The organism is Mesorhizobium sp. BR1-1-6 (genome assembly GCF_020165355.1).
GTDB lineage: Bacteria > Pseudomonadota > Alphaproteobacteria > Rhizobiales > Rhizobiaceae > Mesorhizobium.
Map to the genome: position 1 here is coordinate 14,020 of NZ_JAIUHZ010000004.1, position 17,328 is coordinate 31,347.

The following is a 17,328-nucleotide window of genomic DNA, read 5'->3' on the forward strand; positions in this document are numbered from 1 at the left end:
CGCTATGCGGCCGCTGCGATTACTCGGCTGGAACGATGTCCGCCGGCAGGCTGTCGTCGGCCGTTCCCGCCAGCGCCCTGGCCAGTTTGGCCTCATCGAGTTCGCCTTCCCAGCGCGCCACCACCAGCGTCGCCACCGCGTTGCCGACGAAGTTGGTCAGCGCCCGGCATTCCGACATGAAGCGATCGACGCCGAGGATCAGCGCCATGCCGGCGACAGGCACGGCCGGCACCACCGAAAGCGTGGCGGCAAGGGTGATGAAGCCGGCGCCGGTGATGCCGGCCGCCCCCTTGGAGGAAAGCATCGCCACCAGGAGCAGCAGGATCTGGTCGCCGAAGGAGAGGTGGATGTTCGTCGCCTGCGCGATGAACAGCGCGGCCAGCGTCATGTAGATGTTGGTGCCGTCGAGGTTGAAGGAATAGCCGGTCGGGATGACCAGCCCGACCACCGAGCGCTTCGCGCCGGCCTTCTCCATTTTCTCCATCAGCGAGGGCAGTGCCGCTTCCGAAGACGAGGTGCCCAGCACCAGAAGCAGCTCCTCCTTGATGTAGCGGATCAGCGACAGGATGGAGAAGCCGTTGTAGCGGCAGACGGCGCCCAGCACGATAAACACGAACAGGAAAGCGGTCATGTAGAAGGTGCCGACCAGCATGGCGAGGTTGATGACCGAGCCGATGCCGTACTTGCCGATGGTGAAGGCCATGGCGCCGAAGGCGCCGATGGGGGCTGCCTTCATCAGCACGCTGACCAGCTTGAACATCGGCGCCATCAGCGCCTGCAGGAAATTGAGCACCGGCGCGCCCTTGTCGCCGACCAGCGCCAGCGCAATGCCGAACAGCACTGAAAAGAACAGCACCTGCAATATGTCGCCGTCGGCGAAGGCGCCGACGATGGTCGTCGGGATGATGTTCATCAGGAAGCCGGTGACCGACTGGTCGTGCGCCTTGGCGGCGTAGCTGTTGACGGTCGCGGCGTCGAGCGTCGCCGGGTCGATGTTGAAGCCGGCGCCGGGCTGCACGACATTGGCCACGATCAGGCCAATGATGAGCGCCAGTGTCGAGAAGGTGAGGAAGTAGAGCATCGCCTTGCCGGCGACGCGCCCGACCTTCTGCAGGTCGCTCATGCCGGCGATGCCGGTGGCGACGGTCAGGAAGATAACCGGGGCGATGATCATCTTGACCAGCTTGATGAACGCGTCGCCAAGCGGCTTCATGCTCTCGCCGAGCGACGGATAGAAATGGCCGAGCAGGATGCCGACGGTGATCGCCACCAGCACCTGCACGTAGAGTTGGGCGTAGAGCGGCTTGCGCTGCGCGGCGGGCGCGCGTGATTGGTCTGCCATGTGCATCTGCTATCTCCCTGGCCGGAGGGAACGGCACGCGCCGCTCCGCAAGACTTCTCCCATCGCGGCGCTCCGGTCGCTCGCCGCTGTCGGGAGTTTTGCAAGCGCCGTGCCAGATCGAGAAAAGGCCGGAACCCTGGATTCCCGGCAGTTTTGTCCCCGCTTCGATGGAGGCCTGTGCGGATTTCCGCACTCGCCCTTGTTTGCCTGGGCGGAGTTTCGCATTACAGTGGCTGCTGAACAGCGAACGGTGGAGAGGGCAGACGCCGCAGGCAGGCACCGATAGCGCATCCCCGGAGTTCGCCGGCCGCGACCTGCTGCGCGAAGCGATGGCCAGGCTGCGTGACGGCCGCTGGCTCATTCTCCTGGTCGGCCTGGCAATGCTGGCGGGAGCGGTCGCGATTGCCGGGCGCCTTGCCGCCAACCAGGCTGCCGGCGATCTGCGCGACGGAGCACTGGCAGCCTTGCCGCTGGCGGCGGGCACCTTGACCGGCGAAATCGAAAAGCAGCGTCTCGTTCCCTTGGTGCTGGCACGCGACGATGCCGTGCGCGACGCGTTGCGCCGGGCCGGCAAAACGCAAGAGACGGCGCTCGACGACAAGCTCCGGGCCATTGCCGCCGATGCCTCGGCATCCGCCATCTATGTCATCGACACGGCAGGCATCGCGATATCGGCCAGCAACGCCGGCGAGCCGGGCAGCTTCGTCGGCATCGACTACAATTTCCGCCACTATTTCACCGACGCCATGACCAAGGGCGCCGCCAGCCAGTATGGCCTCGGCACGATCAGCGGCAGGCCGGGACTTTATCTCGCCAGCCGCGTCGATGACGGCAAGACGCCGCTCGGCGTTGCCGTACTGAAGGTCGAACTCGACGGCGTCGAAGCCAATTGGCGCTCCAGCGGCTTTGTCGTCTTCGTCACCGACGAGCGCGGTGTCGTGCTGGCGACCAGCCGGCCCGAGTGGCGGTTCCACGCGCTTGCGCCGCTCTCGGCCGCGGATGCCGCGACAGCTCACGCGCAGCTTCAACTTGCCGAAACCGGCTTCGAACCGCTGCCGATACGACGCGGTGCCGGTGACGGCCTGGCGACAATCGACAATGCCGGAAAATCGCGCCAGTTCGTCGAAGTGGCGCAGGACCTGCCCGGCGCCGTTCCCGGTTGGCGTCTGTGGCTGCTCACGCCTGCCGATGCCGCTTTGACGTCGGCCGCCAACACGGCACGCCTGACCACGCTGCTGGCGCTGCTGTTCACGGGTTTACTTGCCTACGTGCTTCTCAGGCGCCGCCGTGCGCGCCGCGTGAGGCAGGAAGCGCTGGCGCGCATGAATGCTGAACTGGAGAGCAGGGTAAGCACGCGAACGGCGGAACTGACCCGCTCCAACACCGCCCTTGCCGGCGAGATCGCCGAGCGCGAAAACGCCGAGGCCAAGGTCCGCCGACTGCGCGACGACCTCGCCCAGGCCAACCGGCTTTCCATCCTCGGCCAGATCGCCGCCGGTGTCGCGCATGAGATCAACCAGCCGGTGGCGGCGATACGCACCTACGCCGAGAATGCCGGCCGCTTCCTGCATGGCGGCAAGGTCGAATCCGTCTCGGGCAACCTGACATCGATCGTGTCGATGACCGAGCGCATCGGCGCCATCACCAGCACGCTGCGCAGTTTCGCGCGGCGGCCAGGCGTCGCCGCCTCGCCGCTGCCGGTGCGCGAAGCGATCGACGGCGCGCTGTCGCTCCTGTCCGGCCGCATCCGCGATTCCGGCGTGACCGTCGTCAAGCCGCGCGGCACCGCCTCGCCGGCGGTCATGGCCAGCCGCATCCGGCTGGAGCAGATCCTGGTCAATCTCTTGCAGAATGCGCTGGATGCCCTGAAGGACCGGCCCGATCCGCGCATCGAGATCGAGCTTGCCGAGCGCGACGACAGGGTGCTGGTTTCGGTGCGCGACAATGGACCTGGCCTCGGGCCGGAAGCGGCCGGCAATTTGTTCATGCCGTTCCAGACCACCAAGGAGAAGGGGCTTGGCCTCGGGCTGGTGATCTCGCAGGAGATCGCTCAGGAACTGGGTGGCACGCTGCGCCTCGACCCCGACAGCAAAAAAGGCGCGTCCTTCACCATCGACCTGAGGCGAATTGAATGACTGAGGGATCAGGGCTGGTCGCGCTCGTCGAAGACGACGCGGATATGCTTCACGCCACCACGCAATTGCTCGAGCTTGCCGGCTTCGGCGTGATCGCGTTCAAGGCCGCGGAGGCAGCGCTTGCCGCCGTCGACCGGGATTTCCAGGGCGTGGTTGTCAGCGATATCCGCATGCCCGGCATGAACGGCTTGCAGCTGTTCGATCGTATCAGGGCGATCGACATCGACATACCGGTGATCCTGGTCACCGGGCATGGCGATGTCGATCTCGCGGTGGCGGCGCTCAAGGACGGCGTCTACGATTTCATCCCGAAACCCTATGCGGGCGAACGCCTTGTCGAGGCGCTGAATCGGGCCGGCGAAAAGCGGCGGCTGGTGATGGAGAACCGGAGGCTGCACGAGGCCGCCGCGCAGGCCGCCGACGGCCTGCCGCTGATCGGCGAGGCGCCCGCCATCCGCCGCCTGCGCGAGACCTTGCGTCAGATCGCCGACATGGATGTCGACGTGCTGGTGGAAGGCGAGACCGGCACCGGCAAGGAGGTGGTGGCGGATCTCCTGCACCGATGGGGCCGGCGCCGCGCAAAGCCTTTCGTGGCGCTGAATTGCGGCGCTCTGCCGGAGACCGTCATCGAGAGCGAGCTGTTCGGCCACGAGCCGGGCGCGTTCACCGGGGCGCAGCGGCGGCGAATCGGTCGCATCGAGCATTCGAGCGGCGGCACGCTGTTCCTCGACGAAATCGAATCCATGCCGCCGCCGCTACAGGTCAAGCTGCTGCGGGTGCTGGAAACGCGCAGCCTCACCCCGCTCGGCTCCAACGAAACGCGCCGCCTCGATCTGCGGGTCGTCGCGGCAACGAAGGTCGATCTAGGCCGGCCGGACCAGCGCGGCGATTTCCGCGAGGATCTCTATTTCCGCCTCAACGTCGTGACGCTACGCATCCCGCCGCTGCGCGAGCGGCGCGGCGACATCCCGCTGCTGTTCGGGCATTTCCTGGGTAACGCCTCGCAGCGTTTCGGCCGTCCTGTCGCGGCCGTGAATGCCGCGGTGAGCGACCATCTCCAGTCGCATGACTGGCCCGGCAATGTGCGCGAGCTCGCGCATTTTGCCGACCGGGTCGCGCTTGGCCTCGGGCCCGACGAGGAGGCCAGGGCAACGTCCGCGCGCTTGCCGGAGCCCTCGGCGGCGCTGCCCGAACGGGTCGGCCGCTACGAGGCGCAACTCATCCGCGAGGCTTTGCGCGATCATGCCGGCGACGTGCGCGGGGCCATCGACGCACTCGGCGTGCCGCGCAAGACTTTCTATGACAAGCTCAAGCGCTACGGCATTTCCGCCTCCGAATTCCGCAATGGTGGCGCCCCGGACCAGCACCCTGTTCGGGGACGGATATAGGCGTTGCGCAGGCGCTCCGGCCTTCGTAACTCTGTTCATCTCCCGTTGCGCATTTCGGATGAGCCATGATCACGACACTTGAAACGACGGCAACCCCCTTGCCCGAGGAGCTCGCCTTTCTCGGCGAGCGGTTGATGGCGTTCAACGACGGCGATGTCGGCGCTTCCGAAAGGAAGGCCCTTGCGGTGTTCGTGCGTGATGAAGCCGGCGCGATTGTCGCGGGCACTTCGGGCTACACCGCCTGGGGCTGGCTCTACGTGCAATGGCTGTGGGTCGACGAAAGGCTGCGCGGTCGGCACATGGCCGGCACGATGCTGGACGCGGCTGAGAAGGAGGCGATGGCGCGCGGCTGCCAGAACGCCTGGATCGACACCTTCAACCCCAACGCCGCCAGGGTCTATCGGCGCCAGGGCTATCAGCCCTTCGGAACACTCGCCGATTTCCCCGTCGGCCGCAGCCGCGTCTTCCTGCAGAAAAAACTGTCGGCGGGCTGATCAACCGGCCAACCGTCCGCCGCGCATCGGCTGCGGCGCGCCCGTCGTGCTGGGGAAACTGATCGGCAGGCCGCGCAGCACGCGCACCGCCAAAAAGGCAAAACACTCCGCCTCCACCGCGTCGCCGCTCCAGCCGAGGCTTTCGGCCTGCACCACCTCGACACCGGCGCGGCTGGCGATCATTGCCATCATCGTCGGGTTGTGGCGGCCGCCGCCGCTGACCACCAGTCTTTTCGGCCGGCTCGGCAGAAGATCGAGTGCCTTGCCGACCGCGGCGGCGGTGAAGGCGGTCAAAAGCGCGGCGCCGTCCTCGGCGCTCAGGCCATCCGCCATGGTGGCGCCGAAGTCGAAACGGTCCAGCGATTTCGGATAGGGTTTGGTCAAATAGGGGTGTTGCAGCAGCTTGGCGAGCCGGGCTTCGTCGACCGTTCCCGCCCGGCCAAGCGCGCCGTCGCGGTCCATTTCGCCGAGCCCCTTCGACTTGATGAAATCGTTGAGCGGCGCGTTGGCGGGGCCGGTGTCGAAGGCAACGACATTGTCGCCGCCGTCCCACCAGGTGATGTTGGCGACGCCGCCGAGGTTGAGCACGGCCACCTCGCCGCTGGCGCCGGCGCTGCGCATCAGCGCGGTGTGATAGGCGGCCGCCAACGGTGCGCCCTGTCCTCCGGCGCGCATGTCGGCAGAGCGGAAATCATAGGCAACCTTGGTGCCGAGGATCGCATGCATCAATTCGCCATCACCAAGCTGCCGGGTCTGGCCGAGCCGGCCGATTTGCGGCGCGCGATGCAGTACGGTCTGGCCGTGGAAGCCGACGACGCCGATATCCGCCATCGTCATCCCATAATCTTCTACGAGCTCCTTGACCGCCGCCGATTGCGCGCGCGTCAGCGCCTCCTCGGCCTCGCGGAAGATCGCCGGCTCCGGTCCGGCAAAATTCCAGCCCCGCGCCTGCTTAAGCGTCTCTTCCAGCAGCGAGCGGATCGACGGGGGGTAGGGCATCAGCCGGTAGGTGCCGAAATCGTCGATGCGCTCGCCATCTGTCTTGATCAGGGCGACATCGATGTTGCCGTCCAGCACGGTGCCGGTCATCAGGCCGACGGCCCAGATGGATTCCATTATCGAACTCCATTGATGAGATCGCCGACCGCTTGGCGAAGCGCGACGATTCCGCTGTCGAAGTGACGTGTCGGATGGATCCGGTTGGTAAGCAAGGTCCAGGCCTTGCCTCTGTCGAAGTCGATCCACAGCCCCGTGCCGGTAAAGCCGGTATGGCCTATCGTTCCGGGGCCGCACAAAGCGCCGCCGGACCAGCCGTCATAGGGACGCTCCCAGCCATGGGTGCGGGTGGCGGACAAGGGCGTGCGCATCGGCGCGATCGACCGTTCGGATGCGCCGGTCAGCAGCCCTTGGGCGAAATCGAGCACCGAGGCGGCCGTGCCGAACAGGCCGGCATGGCCGGCGCCTTGCAACGCCGCGCAATTGTCGTCGTGAACCTCGCCGGACAGAACGCGATGGCGCCAGGTGCAGTCTTCTGTTGCCGCGGCGAGATCTGGCTCGGCAGACCACGCAAAGCCCGGGCCGGGCTCCATGTCGCGGATGCTTTTTCCCGACAGCCGTTCGAGCGCAAAGCCGAGCAGGATGAAATTGATGTCGGAATAGACCGGATCGCGGGCCCGCCATTGCCGTTGCAGGATGAAGGCGCGCAGCAAGTCGGGGTCGCGCCCGTAAGTGTAGATCGGTTCGACGGCCGGGAAGGGCGTCTGGTGCCCGAGGCACTGGCGAAACGTCACCTTCCGCTCCCAGGCACTCGCGTCATATTGGCGAAGGTCCGGCAGCACCGAGACGAGTGGTGCGTCGAGATCGATGGCACCGTCCTGAGCCAGCGTCAGAATGCGCGGCGTGGTGAAGATCACCTTGGTCAGGGATGCCAGGTCGAACCAGCTCTCCTCACGCATCGGTCGCTGCTTAGGCACGAGTTGGGCTGAGCCGATCGCCCTGGTGATGCGGTCGCCATTCCTGTCAACGATGCCGAGCACGCCACCGGGGATGCGCTTGGCGGCAACTGCCGCTGCGAGTGGTTGGAACGCGCGGTCGAAGATCTGGGCGAGGTTGGTCAATGCGGGCCTCCTGAAAGGCCGAGTTCCGTCACACCCCCCTCTGCCCTGCCGGGCATCTCCCCCGCAAGGGGAGAGATTGGCAGAGTTGATGTCCCGCCAGCCTTCCACCATTGGAGATTGGCGAAGGCCGAGGCGACATCCGATCTCCCCCCTTGCGGGGGAGATGCCCGGCAGGGCAGAGGGGGGTGCTGTCCCGCCAACCTGAGATATCCGAGGGCCATCACGCCTCCACCCTCGCCACATGATCCCCGCCAAACCGCTCCCATCTCGCCGGCGCCGGCTCAAACCCTTGCGGGCGCACCAGGGAAGGCACCTGGCGTGTGTCGATCTCGAAACGCTCATGCCGCCGGTCGATGGCCGGAACCGCTGATATGAGCTTCTTCGTGTAGGAATGTTTCGGTGCCGACAGCACCGAGGCCGCGTCTCCGATCTCGACGATCTGGCCGGCATAGATGACGGCGATGCGATGAGCGACCCGCTCGACGACAGCCATATCGTGCGAGATGAACAGATAGGCCAGCCCGAACTCGCGCTGCAGGTCGACCAGCAGCTCCAGCACCTTGGCCTGCACTGAAACATCGAGGGCGGAAACCGCTTCATCCAGAACGACGACCGACGGGTTGAGCATCAGCGCGCGGGCGATGCACAGCCTTTGCCGCTGGCCTCCGGAGAATTCGTGCGGATAGCGCTGCAAACTGTTCTGCGGCAGGCCGACGCGCTCCAGCAGGCTCGCCATCCTGGCTCGCGTTTCGGCGTCCGCCCGGCCGCCATTGGCGATCACCGGCTCCGCCAGGATGCTCTCGATGCTCAGCCGCGGGTTGAGCGAAGCGTAGGGATTCTGGAAAACCATCTGCACGGGCTTGGCGTTGTGCTTTGCCGAGGCCGTCCGGGCGCCCACCGAGAAGCTGCCGCGCGTCGAGCGCACCAGCCCAAGGACTGCTTTCGCGGTGGTTGATTTGCCCGAGCCGCTCTCGCCGACAATGGCCAGTGTCTCTCCCGGCATCAGGTCGAAGTCGATGCCATCCACGGCGTGCACCGCGCCGCTGGCATGGCTGAAGAAACTGCTCTTGAGCGGAAACCGCACCACGAGGCCTTTGACCTCAAGGGCCGGGTCCTTCCTTGCGTTCTTGTCGCGCTGCCCGTCCGTGCGTGTCGCGCGGCCGTGGGCGAAATGCGGCACATCCTGCAACAGATGCTGCGTGTAGGCGTGCTGCGGCCTGTCGAGGACCTGGTTCAGTTCGCCCTGTTCTACGGCCTGCCCGTTCTGCATCACCATCACCGTGTCGGCGATCCCGGCGACAAGGCCGATGTCGTGGGTGATGAAGATCATCGACATGCCGCTTTCCTGCTTGAGCTCCGCAAGCAGCGCCATGATCTGCGCCTGTACCGTCACATCGAGCGCCGTGGTCGGTTCGTCGGCGATCAGCAGACGCGGATTGCAGGCGAGCGCAATGGCGATCATCACCCTTTGCAGCATGCCGCCCGACAGCTGGTTGGGTGTGTATTTCAGCCGCCTTGCCGCATCGGGGATGCGCACTCGGTCGAGCGCGTCCCTGGCCGCCGCCGTGGCCTGCCGGCCGGTCAGGCCGCGATGCAGCCGGAAGGATTCCTCGATCTGCGTGCCGATCGTCAGCACAGGATTGAGCGAGGTCATCGGCTCCTGGAAGATCATGCCGATCTCCGCGCCGCGAATGCCGGCCAGTTGCGGCTCGGTCGCGGTCGTCAGGTCGAAGAGACTGCCGTCGGCCCGTTTCAGCGTCATGGCGCCGCCGGTGATGCGGCCGCCGCCGAAATCGATGAGACGGTTGATCGACAGCGCGGTGACCGACTTGCCCGAGCCGCTTTCGCCGACGATGGCCAGCGTTTCGCCGTCGGCGAGGTCGAAGCTGACGCCGCGCACCACCTCATTGGCTTTCGGGTCGCGGCCGAAGCCGACGTTCAGGTCGCGGACCGACAGAAGCGGGATCATGCGAGCGCTCTCCGCATCCTCGGATCGAGGATGTCGCGCAAGGCGTCGCCCAAGAGGTTGAAGCCCAGAATGCTGATCATGATCGCCAGGCCGGGGAAGATCATCAGCCATGGGGCGGTTTCCATCAGATTGCGGCTGTCGCTCAGCATCAGGCCGAGCGAAGCGGCCGGCGGCTGCGTGCCGAGACCGAGGAAGCTCAGGCCGGCCTCGGTCAGCAATGCCCAGGCGAGCGCCAGCGTCACCTGGATGGTCAGCGGCGCGACCAGATTGAGCAGCAGGTGCCGCGTGACGATGTAGCTGGAGCTGCTGCCGAAGGTGCGCGCGGCGTCGACGAATTCGCGCGCTTTGAGCGACAAAGCAGGGCCGCGCACCACTCGTGTGAAGATCGGCGTATAGACGATGCCGATGGCGACCACGCTGGTCCATGTGCCCGGTCCGGCAACGGTGACGATCAGCAGCGCCAGAAGAATGGCAGGAAAAGCCAGCAGCACATCCATGATCCGCATCAGCACGCCGTCCCAGCGACGCCCGAGCCAAGCGGCGGCGAGCCCAAGCACGGTGCCGGCAAGCGCGGCGAAGGCGACCGAAAGAAAGGCAACGGTGAAGGACTGGCCGACGCCCGCCATCAGCCGGCTCGCCACGTCGCGGCCGAACAGGTCGGTGCCCATCCAGTAGGCGGCACTGGGCGCGTGCAGCCGGTCGATCCGGTATTGCGTGATCGGATTGTGCGGCGTCAGTCCAAGCAAACCGAGGATGGCGACCAGGAGATAGACGCCGACGATCACGCCGCCGATACGACCGCTGCCGTGCCCGAGGATGGCGCGCAGCATGCGCATCACTGCTCGCCCAGCCGGATGCGCGGATCGAGCGCGACATAGGCGAGGTCGACCAGGAGATTGACGATCATGAAGTTGAAGGCGATGAACAGCACGCTGCCCTGCACCAGCGCGTAGTCGCGCTGGAGGATGGCGTCGAGCACCATGCGGCCGAGACCGGGCAGGGCATAGATCTGCTCGACGATGACCGCGCCGCCCAGGAGATAGCCGAATTCAATGCCGCTCAGCGTCACCACGGGGATCAGCGCGTTGGGCAGCGCATGCCGCCAGATGACGCTGCGCGCCGAGGCGCCCTTGCTGCGGGCGGTGCGCACATAGTCGTCGCTCAACACGTCGAGCATGGCCGAGCGCGAGATGCGGGTGACCGATGCGGCGAAGGCGAAGCCGAGCGTGATGGCAGGCAGGATCAATTGGCTGAGATTGCGCAAGGGATCCTGCCAGAGCGGCGCGAATTCGCCCATGGCCGGCAGCACGCCGAAGCCGGCCGACAGCGCGTAGATGATCAAAAGGCCGAGCACGAAGCTCGGCGTCGACTGGCCGATCATAGCGACGACGCGCACACCGAGGTCGGACAGTTTCTCACTATGCGTGGCGGCGTAGATGCCCGCCGGCATGCCGGCGGCGAGTGCGATGATCATCGACAGCACGGCCAGTTCCAGCGTCAGCGGGAAGCGCTCGAGGATGACGTCCAATACCGGCCTGCCATAGGTGACGGAGATGCCGAAATTGCCGTGCAGGATGCCGCCGATCCAGCGCCAGTACTGGACGAACCAGGGCTGGTCGATGCCGAAATAGGCGGCGAGCGCATCGCGCTGTGCCGGCGTCAGCAGGCCGGCTTCGGTGCCCAGCATCGCGGTGATCGAATCGCCCGGCACCATCCGGATCGCCACGAAGACCAGGATCGACACGCCAAGCAGGACGAGAGGAAACGCCGCAAGTCGTCGCATCAGATAGTTCACGCGAAGAAGACCTCTCGTCTAGAGCATGATGCCGAGTGTGAAGCGGTTTTCGGACGACATCATGCTCTATCCCTTTGATCTGGAGGCGGATTCAGATTTCAGGTCGATTCAACCTGAAATCATCCGTCTCCAGGGCCGCCCACGGCTACTGCTGGATGGTAACCTTGCTGAGGCTGAACAGCGTGCCCGTCGGCGTCGGCACGAACCCGGCGACGTTCTTCTGCTGGGCGGTATAGCTGTAGGACGTGTAGAGCCAGATCCAGGGCGAGACTTCGGCGAGGTGCTTCTCGAACTCGGTGAAGATCGCCTTGCGCTTGGCCGGATCGGTCTCGGCGCGGCCTTTCTGCATCAGGCTGTCCAGCGTATCGTCGATGTAGTTGGCCACCTTCTGCAGATTGCCTGATTTGGTCCAGTAGCGGTTGTACATGGTGTAGGGGTCGGCGCGGCCGCCATTGAGCGCGATCGCCATGTCGAAATCGCCCTTCAGCCAGGCGTCGACATAGACGTTGAGCTCCATCATCTTGATGTCGAGCTTGACGCCGATCTCGGCGAGCTGCGATTGGATGACCTGGGCTTCTGCCGCCGCCGTCGGCGGCTCGCCGGTGGCGCCGATCACGGTCGCCGAAAAGCCGTCGGCAAAGCCTGCCTCCGCCATCAACTTCTTGGCCTTCTCGACATCACGCTTGTAGCAGAAGAGCTGGCTTGGATCGGTCGCAAGTGCTGGGATGGTCAGCGGTCCGGTGACCTTGCCTTCACCGAGCGCGGCGGTGTCCAGAACCTCCTGCCGGTCGATGGCGCAGGAGATCGCCTGGCGCACCTTGAGTTCGGTCATCGGCTTGCGTGACGGATTGAGCTGCAGCACGTTATAGGCCAGCACCGGCGCGCGGTTCAGTTGCAGGCTAGCCTCCTTCGGCACCAGCGTGGCGACGAGCGGATCGTTGAGCAGCGCGAAATCGACCTGCTTGGTGCGCATGGCGGCGAGGATCGCCGCTTCATCGGGCAGCACGCTGATTTCGATACCGTCGACGCCGGTCGCGCCGCCGGCCCATTCCTTGTTGGCGCTCAAGACTTCCTTGGCGTTGGGATCCCATTTATCGAGCTTGAACGGGCCGGAGCCGACCGTTTTGGTGCCGATCGAGCCGGCCTTGATCTCGGCCGCCGGCACGATGGCCGCGTTGATGTCGCTCATCGCCGTCAGGATCGGCGCGTCGGGCTGCGATAAATGGAACACGACGGTTCCAACGTCCGGCGTGTCGATGCTGGCGATCGACAGGAAGTTGGCGCGGGCGGCGGCGCCTGTCTTCTCGTCCAGGATGCGCTCGAACGATGCCTTGACGTCGGCCGGAGTCACGGCAGCGCCGTCCTGGAATTTCGCCTTGGGATCGAGCTTGAAGGTCAACTCCTTGCCGTCCTTGGAGAATTCCCAGGAGGTGGCGATGGCCGGGACGATCTGCAGGCTGGCATCGACCCGCACCAGCGGCTCATAGATCAGCTCCAGGAGCCGCAGCGAGGAAAAGGCCGTCTGCTTGTGCGGATCAAGTCCCGTTGCATCCTGCGACCAGGCCATGTGCAGCGTCGCCGCCTGCGTCGAGACCGTGGCGATGCCGAGCATGGCTGCCAGCGTGATGCCCGACAGCAGCTTTCTTGTGAGGTGAACCATTCTCGTCTCCCATCTTTGCTTGAACCCGATGCCCTTGCAGTTTCTGCGGACCGCTTCCAAGACACACGCGCTTTGGACTATCGGCCCAGTCTATGCGGCCTCGCGCCGTCTTGTGTAAAGCAGCTTCACGCCGTCTGGTCTCAAGCGCCTTCATGCGTCTCGTCGCTGATTGCCTTTCGCAGGAAACCCCTTGCCTTGGCGAGGGCTGCGCGCGCCTCCTCGACCTCAAGCCCGGTGATGGTCAGCAGGATCGCCAGCTTCACGTCGCTGCCGGTCCGGCCGAGCGCCTGGCGCGCCTGCGCCGCCGTGCAGCCTGTGGTCTGCATCACGATCCTGGTTGCCCTGGCGACCAGTTTCCTGTTGGACGGATTGAGGTCCACCATCAGGTTCTGGTAGCTCTTGCCGATGCGGATCATCGAGGCCGTGCTCAGCATGTTGAGCACCAGCTTCTGCGCCGTTCCGGATTTCAGCCGCGTTGAGCCGGTCAGCACCTCGGGACCGACGACAGGCGAGATGGCGATGTCGGCAATGCCCGCTATGGTCGATGCCGGATTGCAGGACAGGGCGACCGTCGTTGCTCCCACCTGCTTGGCATAGTTCAGCCCGCCGATCACATAGGGCGTGCGCCCACTGACCGCGATGCCGACCACCACGTCGTCCGGAGTGAGCTTGATGTCCTGCAAGGCCCTGGCGCCCCTCTTGGGATCATCCTCGGCGCCTTCGGTCGAGCGCACCAGCGCGTCGGGCCCGCCGGCGATCAGGCCGACGACCATGCCTTCCGGCACGCCGAAAGTGGGCGGACATTCCGAGGCATCGAGTACGCCGAGCCGGCCGCTGGTGCCTGCGCCCATATAGACGAGCCGAGCGCCTTTCTGGAAGGCGAGGACGATGCAGTCGACCGCGGCCGCGATGTCCGGCAGCACCTTTTCGACCGCTGCCGGGACCACCCGATCCTCGTCGTTGATCTTGCGCAGCACATCGATCGTCGGCAGCAGGTCGATGTCCATAGTCCGCGGATTCCGGCCTTCGGAAACCAGCCGGTCCAGCTCGGACATCAAACCTTGCTCGCTCATCCCAGTGCTTTCAAATCAGTGCTTTCAAAAATCAGGCCGCTCAGCCTGTTCGGAAGTGGTTCCTCTTTGGCTCCGGCACACGCGTATTTCGTTATGCTACCCCGTTTCGTTAACGTCTTAGAATTCAATATTCGTTCCGTCAACGGAAAGATGGAATAAATTATTCCTTCCGCGCTAATGCTTGCCGAGTGACCTGCGGGCAAGAATGATCGCCCCGGAAACCGCGTCGCCATCGGCGGCTTTCAGGCGCCGGCGAACGTCGGGTGCGAGCCATGGTTCGAGCGGACTGGCGAGCCCGCCCAGCAGGGCCACGCGCGGCGCGCCTTTTTCGAACAGAACCCGCACCAGCGTGTCGATCTGTTCGGCGGCCTTTTGCACGATGCGCCGCCCTGCCGGATCGCCCTGGTCGGCGTGGCGCATCACCATCGGCGCCAGGGCCGCATAGTCGGTGGCGCTGGCGCGGTCCATCCAGGCCACGGCTTGCATCGGGTCGTTCTCGAAACGCTGCATGACTTCCGCCAGCAGTGCCGTGCGCTCATGCCGGCCGTCATGGGCGCGCAACGCCAGCTGCACGGCCTTCAGCCCGAGATCGGCGCCGCTGCCTTCGTCGGAGATCGGAAAGCCATAGCCTCCGGCGCGCAGGTCGCGGCCCTCGACGAAGCCGAGGCCGATCGAACCGGTGCCGGCGATGACGATGGCGCCGTCCTGGCCCGAATGCGCGCCGAGGCAGGCGGCGACGCCATCGCTGACGAAATCGATGCTGGCAAAGGGATGCGCGATCGCCCGCAGCGCCTCCAGCGCGCCCTTGCGGCCGATCCCGGCAAGGCCGATGCCGGCGTGAATCCGGGCGCTTTCCGCCGCTCCGAATCCTGCCTCCTCGATCGCCACGTCAAAGGCCTTGGCAACCGACGCCCAGGCCGCGTCGATGCCGAGCCGCGTCGACGCCGGACCGGAGAGGCCTTGTCCCAGCACGATTCCTTCGGCGTCCTCGATACGGGCGCGGCAGCCGGTCCCGCCGCCGTCGACACCGAGAAAATAATCGGAGCGGCCGTTGTTCATGCGCTCAGCCGCTCGATGTCGGCGCCGCACAGACGCAGCTTGCGGTCCAGTTGCTCATAGCCACGGTCGAGATGATAGACCCGGTTGATGGTCGTCTCGCCCTCGGCGACCAAGGCCGCCAGCACCAGCGACACCGAGGCGCGCAAATCGGTGGCCATGACTTGCGCGCCATGCAGTTTCTCGCCGCCGCGCACCAGCGCGGTGGTGCCTTGCAGCTTGATGTTGGCGCCGAGCCGCATCAGTTCGGGAACATGCATGAAGCGGTTCTCGAAAATGGTTTCGCGCAGCAGCGACGCGCCCTGCGCGCAGCACATCAGCGCCATGAACTGCGCCTGGAGATCGGTCGGAAAGCCCGGATAGGGTTCCGTCGTGACGTCGGCGGCCTTGAGCGGCCGCTCGCGCGACACGATGAGCCCGCGGTCGCCCGGCCAGACGCCGACGCCGGTCGCCTCCAGCAGTTGCACCACCGAGGCCATGTGCTCGAGCCGGGCATGCGTCAGTTCCAGTTGCCCGCCGGTGATCGCCGCGGCGATGGCATAGGTGCCGGCCTCTATCCGGTCCGGAATGATGTCGTGCCTGGCCGCGCGCCAGTCCGTGTCGCCGGCGATCAGGATGCGATGCGTGCCGGCGCCTTCGACGCGCGCGCCCATCGCGTTGAGGCAAGCGGCGAGGTCGGCCACCTCCGGCTCGCGCGCCGCGTTGAGGATTTCGGTTTCGCCCTTGGCCGTGGCCGCCGCCATCATGGCGGTTTCCGTCGCCCCCACCGATGGCGAGCTCAGCACGATGCGCGTGCCGGTGAGCCCGTTTGGCGCCGAGGCGACGATCAGCCCGTTCTCGATGGCGATGCGGGCGCCCAGCGCCGCGAGTGCGGCGACATGCATGTCGACCGGCCGCGCGCCGATCGCGCAGCCGCCGGGCAGCGAAACCCGCGCATGGCCGAAACGGGCGAGCAGCGGCGCCAGCACCAGCACCGTCGCGCGCATCTTTCTGACGGTGTCGTAGGACGTCTCCCTGGAAACGGCGGCACTGGTGTCGATCGTCGCGGCATGGGCCGATCGCGTCACCTCGGCGCCGTGCAGCCGCACCACGCCGAGCATGTTCTCGACATCGGTCACATCGGGCAGGTTGGTCAGTTCGAGCGGGTAGGGACTGAGCAGCGCCGCCGCGATCTGCGGCAGAGCGGCGTTCTTGGCGCCCGATATGGTGACCGCGCCTTGCAGTCTTTGCCCGCCGACGATGCGCAGTCTGTCCATGGCTGAAACCTTGTGCGCCGGGCCGCGTCCGGGCGCGGCGCTCTCGAAAGCTGTTCCCGAGCTCAATCCGGCCCGCTTGAGAATTAATTCCGCGTTCTTGGCTGTCAATCGAAATTGGAATAAATTATTCCTTGGCCGTGCGGCTGGACGCCAAAGCGCAAGGGGAATCATGTCCGTTCTGAACAGGATCAATGCCAAGCTCGACGGCATGGCGCCCGGCGATCGTGAGATCGGCCAGTACATCGTCGAAAATCCCGAGGAGATGCTGCGGCTGTCGACGGCTGCTCTTGCGGCTGAGATCGGGCGCAGCCAGTCGAGCGTCGTCAAATTCAGCCAGAAGCTCGGCTATGCCAGCTACCAGGAACTCAAGCTCGCCGTCAGCGAAGCCAAGGCGCGGGAATGGCAGGTGCCGGCCGGTATGATCCACGGTTCGATCGAGGTCGGCGACGGCTATCAGGTCATCTTGAAGAAGCTGATCGGCAGCAAGCTTCTGTCGATGGAGCGGACCGTCGCCGCCAACAGCGAGCGGATCATCTCCAGGGCGCTGGAACTGCTGGATGGTGCGCGCCGCATACATCTGGCCGGTGTCGGCGCCTCCTCGCTGGTGGCGCGTGATTTCTCCTACAAGCTGATGAAGCTTGGCCGCAATGTGCTGCATGACAGCGACAGCCATATCCAGATGGCCAATGCCTCGACGCTCGGGCCTGACGATGTGCTGTTCGCGCTCTCCCATTCGGGCGCCAGCATCGAAACTCTGCGCATCGCCGAGCTTGCCCGCAAGCGCGGCACCATGGTGATCGCGGTCACCGGCCTGCACGACAATCCGCTGAGCCGCGTTGCCGATATCTGCCTCTACACCATCGCCGACGAGGAGCGTGCGCGCTCATCGTCCATCACCGCGCGCGATGCGCAGCTGACGCTGACCGACCTTCTGTTCATCCTCCTGGTGCAGAAGCAGCCGGACGCCAATGACTACGTCCACAACAGCGAGGCGGCGGTCTCGGTGCTGAAGGCCGAATGGTCTTCCTGACATGCCCGGACCG

General features: G+C 65.6%; 14 protein-coding genes. 4 read left to right on the plus strand and 10 right to left on the minus strand.

The window, feature by feature from the left end; genetic code table 11:
- Positions 1–19: 19 nt before the first annotated feature.
- Complete coding sequence (locus LB545_RS10110) at positions 20–1,348, minus strand: dicarboxylate/amino acid:cation symporter (RefSeq protein WP_140497716.1); 1,329 nt, start codon at positions 1,346–1,348, stop codon at positions 20–22.
- A 323-nt stretch (positions 1,349–1,671) separates the two neighbouring features.
- Between LB545_RS10110 and LB545_RS10115 the strand changes: the two genes are divergently transcribed.
- From LB545_RS10115 to LB545_RS10125, 3 genes are all read left to right on the plus strand, one after another.
- Entirely contained in the window at positions 1,672–3,477 is a 1,806-nt protein-coding gene (locus LB545_RS10115; protein ID WP_224704959.1) for a sensor histidine kinase, read from the plus strand.
- The gene (locus LB545_RS10120) at positions 3,474–4,865 is read left to right on the plus strand and encodes a sigma-54-dependent transcriptional regulator (protein WP_224704961.1); all 1,392 of its coding nucleotides are present in this window, start codon (positions 3,474–3,476) and stop codon (positions 4,863–4,865) included. Before LB545_RS10115 ends, LB545_RS10120 begins: the two co-directional genes overlap by 4 nt.
- A gap of 65 nt (positions 4,866–4,930) precedes the next feature.
- Positions 4,931–5,359: a GNAT family N-acetyltransferase gene (locus LB545_RS10125; protein WP_140555529.1), complete on the plus strand. Its 429-nt coding sequence runs from the start codon at positions 4,931–4,933 to the stop codon at positions 5,357–5,359.
- On the opposite strand, the gene LB545_RS10130 is transcribed toward LB545_RS10125, so the two are convergent.
- The 9 genes from LB545_RS10130 to murA all read right to left on the minus strand — a co-directional run bounded on the left by LB545_RS10130 (position 5,360) and on the right by murA (position 16,285).
- Positions 5,360–6,475: an anhydro-N-acetylmuramic acid kinase gene (locus tag LB545_RS10130; RefSeq protein ID WP_140649018.1), complete on the minus strand. Its 1,116-nt coding sequence runs from the start codon at positions 6,473–6,475 to the stop codon at positions 5,360–5,362.
- Positions 6,475–7,476: a serine hydrolase domain-containing protein gene (locus LB545_RS10135; protein ID WP_224704963.1), complete on the minus strand. Its 1,002-nt coding sequence runs from the start codon at positions 7,474–7,476 to the stop codon at positions 6,475–6,477. The genes LB545_RS10130 and LB545_RS10135 overlap by 1 nt, the downstream gene beginning before the upstream one ends.
- Positions 7,477–7,696: 220 nt before the next feature.
- A complete protein-coding gene (locus LB545_RS10140; RefSeq protein WP_224704965.1) occupies positions 7,697–9,445 on the minus strand; it encodes an ABC transporter ATP-binding protein in 1,749 nt (582 codons plus the stop codon).
- A complete protein-coding gene (locus LB545_RS10145; RefSeq protein WP_140623654.1) occupies positions 9,442–10,281 on the minus strand; it encodes an ABC transporter permease in 840 nt (279 codons plus the stop codon). The genes LB545_RS10140 and LB545_RS10145 overlap by 4 nt, the downstream gene beginning before the upstream one ends.
- The gene (locus LB545_RS10150; protein WP_140555522.1) at positions 10,281–11,240 is read right to left on the minus strand and encodes an ABC transporter permease; all 960 of its coding nucleotides are present in this window, start codon (positions 11,238–11,240) and stop codon (positions 10,281–10,283) included. Before LB545_RS10150 ends, LB545_RS10145 begins: the two co-directional genes overlap by 1 nt.
- A gap of 145 nt (positions 11,241–11,385) precedes the next feature.
- Positions 11,386–12,900 (minus strand): ABC transporter substrate-binding protein, encoded by a 1,515-nt coding sequence (locus tag LB545_RS10155; RefSeq protein ID WP_140818409.1) that lies wholly within the window; start codon positions 12,898–12,900, stop codon positions 11,386–11,388.
- Between the two features lie 140 nt (positions 12,901–13,040).
- Entirely contained in the window at positions 13,041–13,973 is a 933-nt protein-coding gene (gene murQ / locus LB545_RS10160) for an N-acetylmuramic acid 6-phosphate etherase (RefSeq protein ID WP_140520904.1), read from the minus strand.
- 174 nt (positions 13,974–14,147) lie between these two features.
- On the minus strand, positions 14,148–15,032 hold the full coding sequence (locus tag LB545_RS10165) for an N-acetylglucosamine kinase (protein WP_140520903.1): 885 nt from the start codon (positions 15,030–15,032) through the stop codon (positions 14,148–14,150).
- The gene (gene murA, locus LB545_RS10170) at positions 15,029–16,285 is read right to left on the minus strand and encodes a UDP-N-acetylglucosamine 1-carboxyvinyltransferase (protein WP_140520902.1); all 1,257 of its coding nucleotides are present in this window, start codon (positions 16,283–16,285) and stop codon (positions 15,029–15,031) included. Before murA ends, LB545_RS10165 begins: the two co-directional genes overlap by 4 nt.
- 169 nt (positions 16,286–16,454) lie before the next feature.
- Between murA and LB545_RS10175 the strand changes: the two genes are divergently transcribed.
- On the plus strand, positions 16,455–17,315 hold the full coding sequence (locus LB545_RS10175) for a MurR/RpiR family transcriptional regulator (protein ID WP_140497745.1): 861 nt from the start codon (positions 16,455–16,457) through the stop codon (positions 17,313–17,315).
- Positions 17,316–17,328 lie beyond the last annotated feature (13 nt).

Bases quoted from the DNA above. Each gene is read 5' to 3' on its own strand.
- LB545_RS10110 (WP_140497716.1), bottom strand. From the start codon at position 1,348: ATGCACATGGCAGACCAATCACGCGCGCCCGCCGCGCAGCGCAAGCCG.
- LB545_RS10115 (WP_224704959.1), top strand. From the start codon at position 1,672: ATGGCCAGGCTGCGTGACGGCCGCTGGCTCATTCTCCTGGTCGGCCTG.
- LB545_RS10120 (WP_224704961.1), top strand. From the start codon at position 3,474: ATGACTGAGGGATCAGGGCTGGTCGCGCTCGTCGAAGACGACGCGGAT.
- LB545_RS10125 (WP_140555529.1), top strand. From the start codon at position 4,931: ATGATCACGACACTTGAAACGACGGCAACCCCCTTGCCCGAGGAGCTC.
- LB545_RS10130 (WP_140649018.1), bottom strand. From the start codon at position 6,475: ATGGAATCCATCTGGGCCGTCGGCCTGATGACCGGCACCGTGCTGGAC.
- LB545_RS10140 (WP_224704965.1), bottom strand. From the start codon at position 9,445: ATGATCCCGCTTCTGTCGGTCCGCGACCTGAACGTCGGCTTCGGCCGC.
- LB545_RS10145 (WP_140623654.1), bottom strand. From the start codon at position 10,281: ATGCGCATGCTGCGCGCCATCCTCGGGCACGGCAGCGGTCGTATCGGC.
- LB545_RS10155 (WP_140818409.1), bottom strand. From the start codon at position 12,900: ATGGTTCACCTCACAAGAAAGCTGCTGTCGGGCATCACGCTGGCAGCC.
- murQ (WP_140520904.1), bottom strand. From the start codon at position 13,973: ATGAGCGAGCAAGGTTTGATGTCCGAGCTGGACCGGCTGGTTTCCGAA.
- LB545_RS10165 (WP_140520903.1), bottom strand. From the start codon at position 15,032: ATGAACAACGGCCGCTCCGATTATTTTCTCGGTGTCGACGGCGGCGGG.
- murA (WP_140520902.1), bottom strand. From the start codon at position 16,285: ATGGACAGACTGCGCATCGTCGGCGGGCAAAGACTGCAAGGCGCGGTC.
- LB545_RS10175 (WP_140497745.1), top strand. From the start codon at position 16,455: ATGTCCGTTCTGAACAGGATCAATGCCAAGCTCGACGGCATGGCGCCC.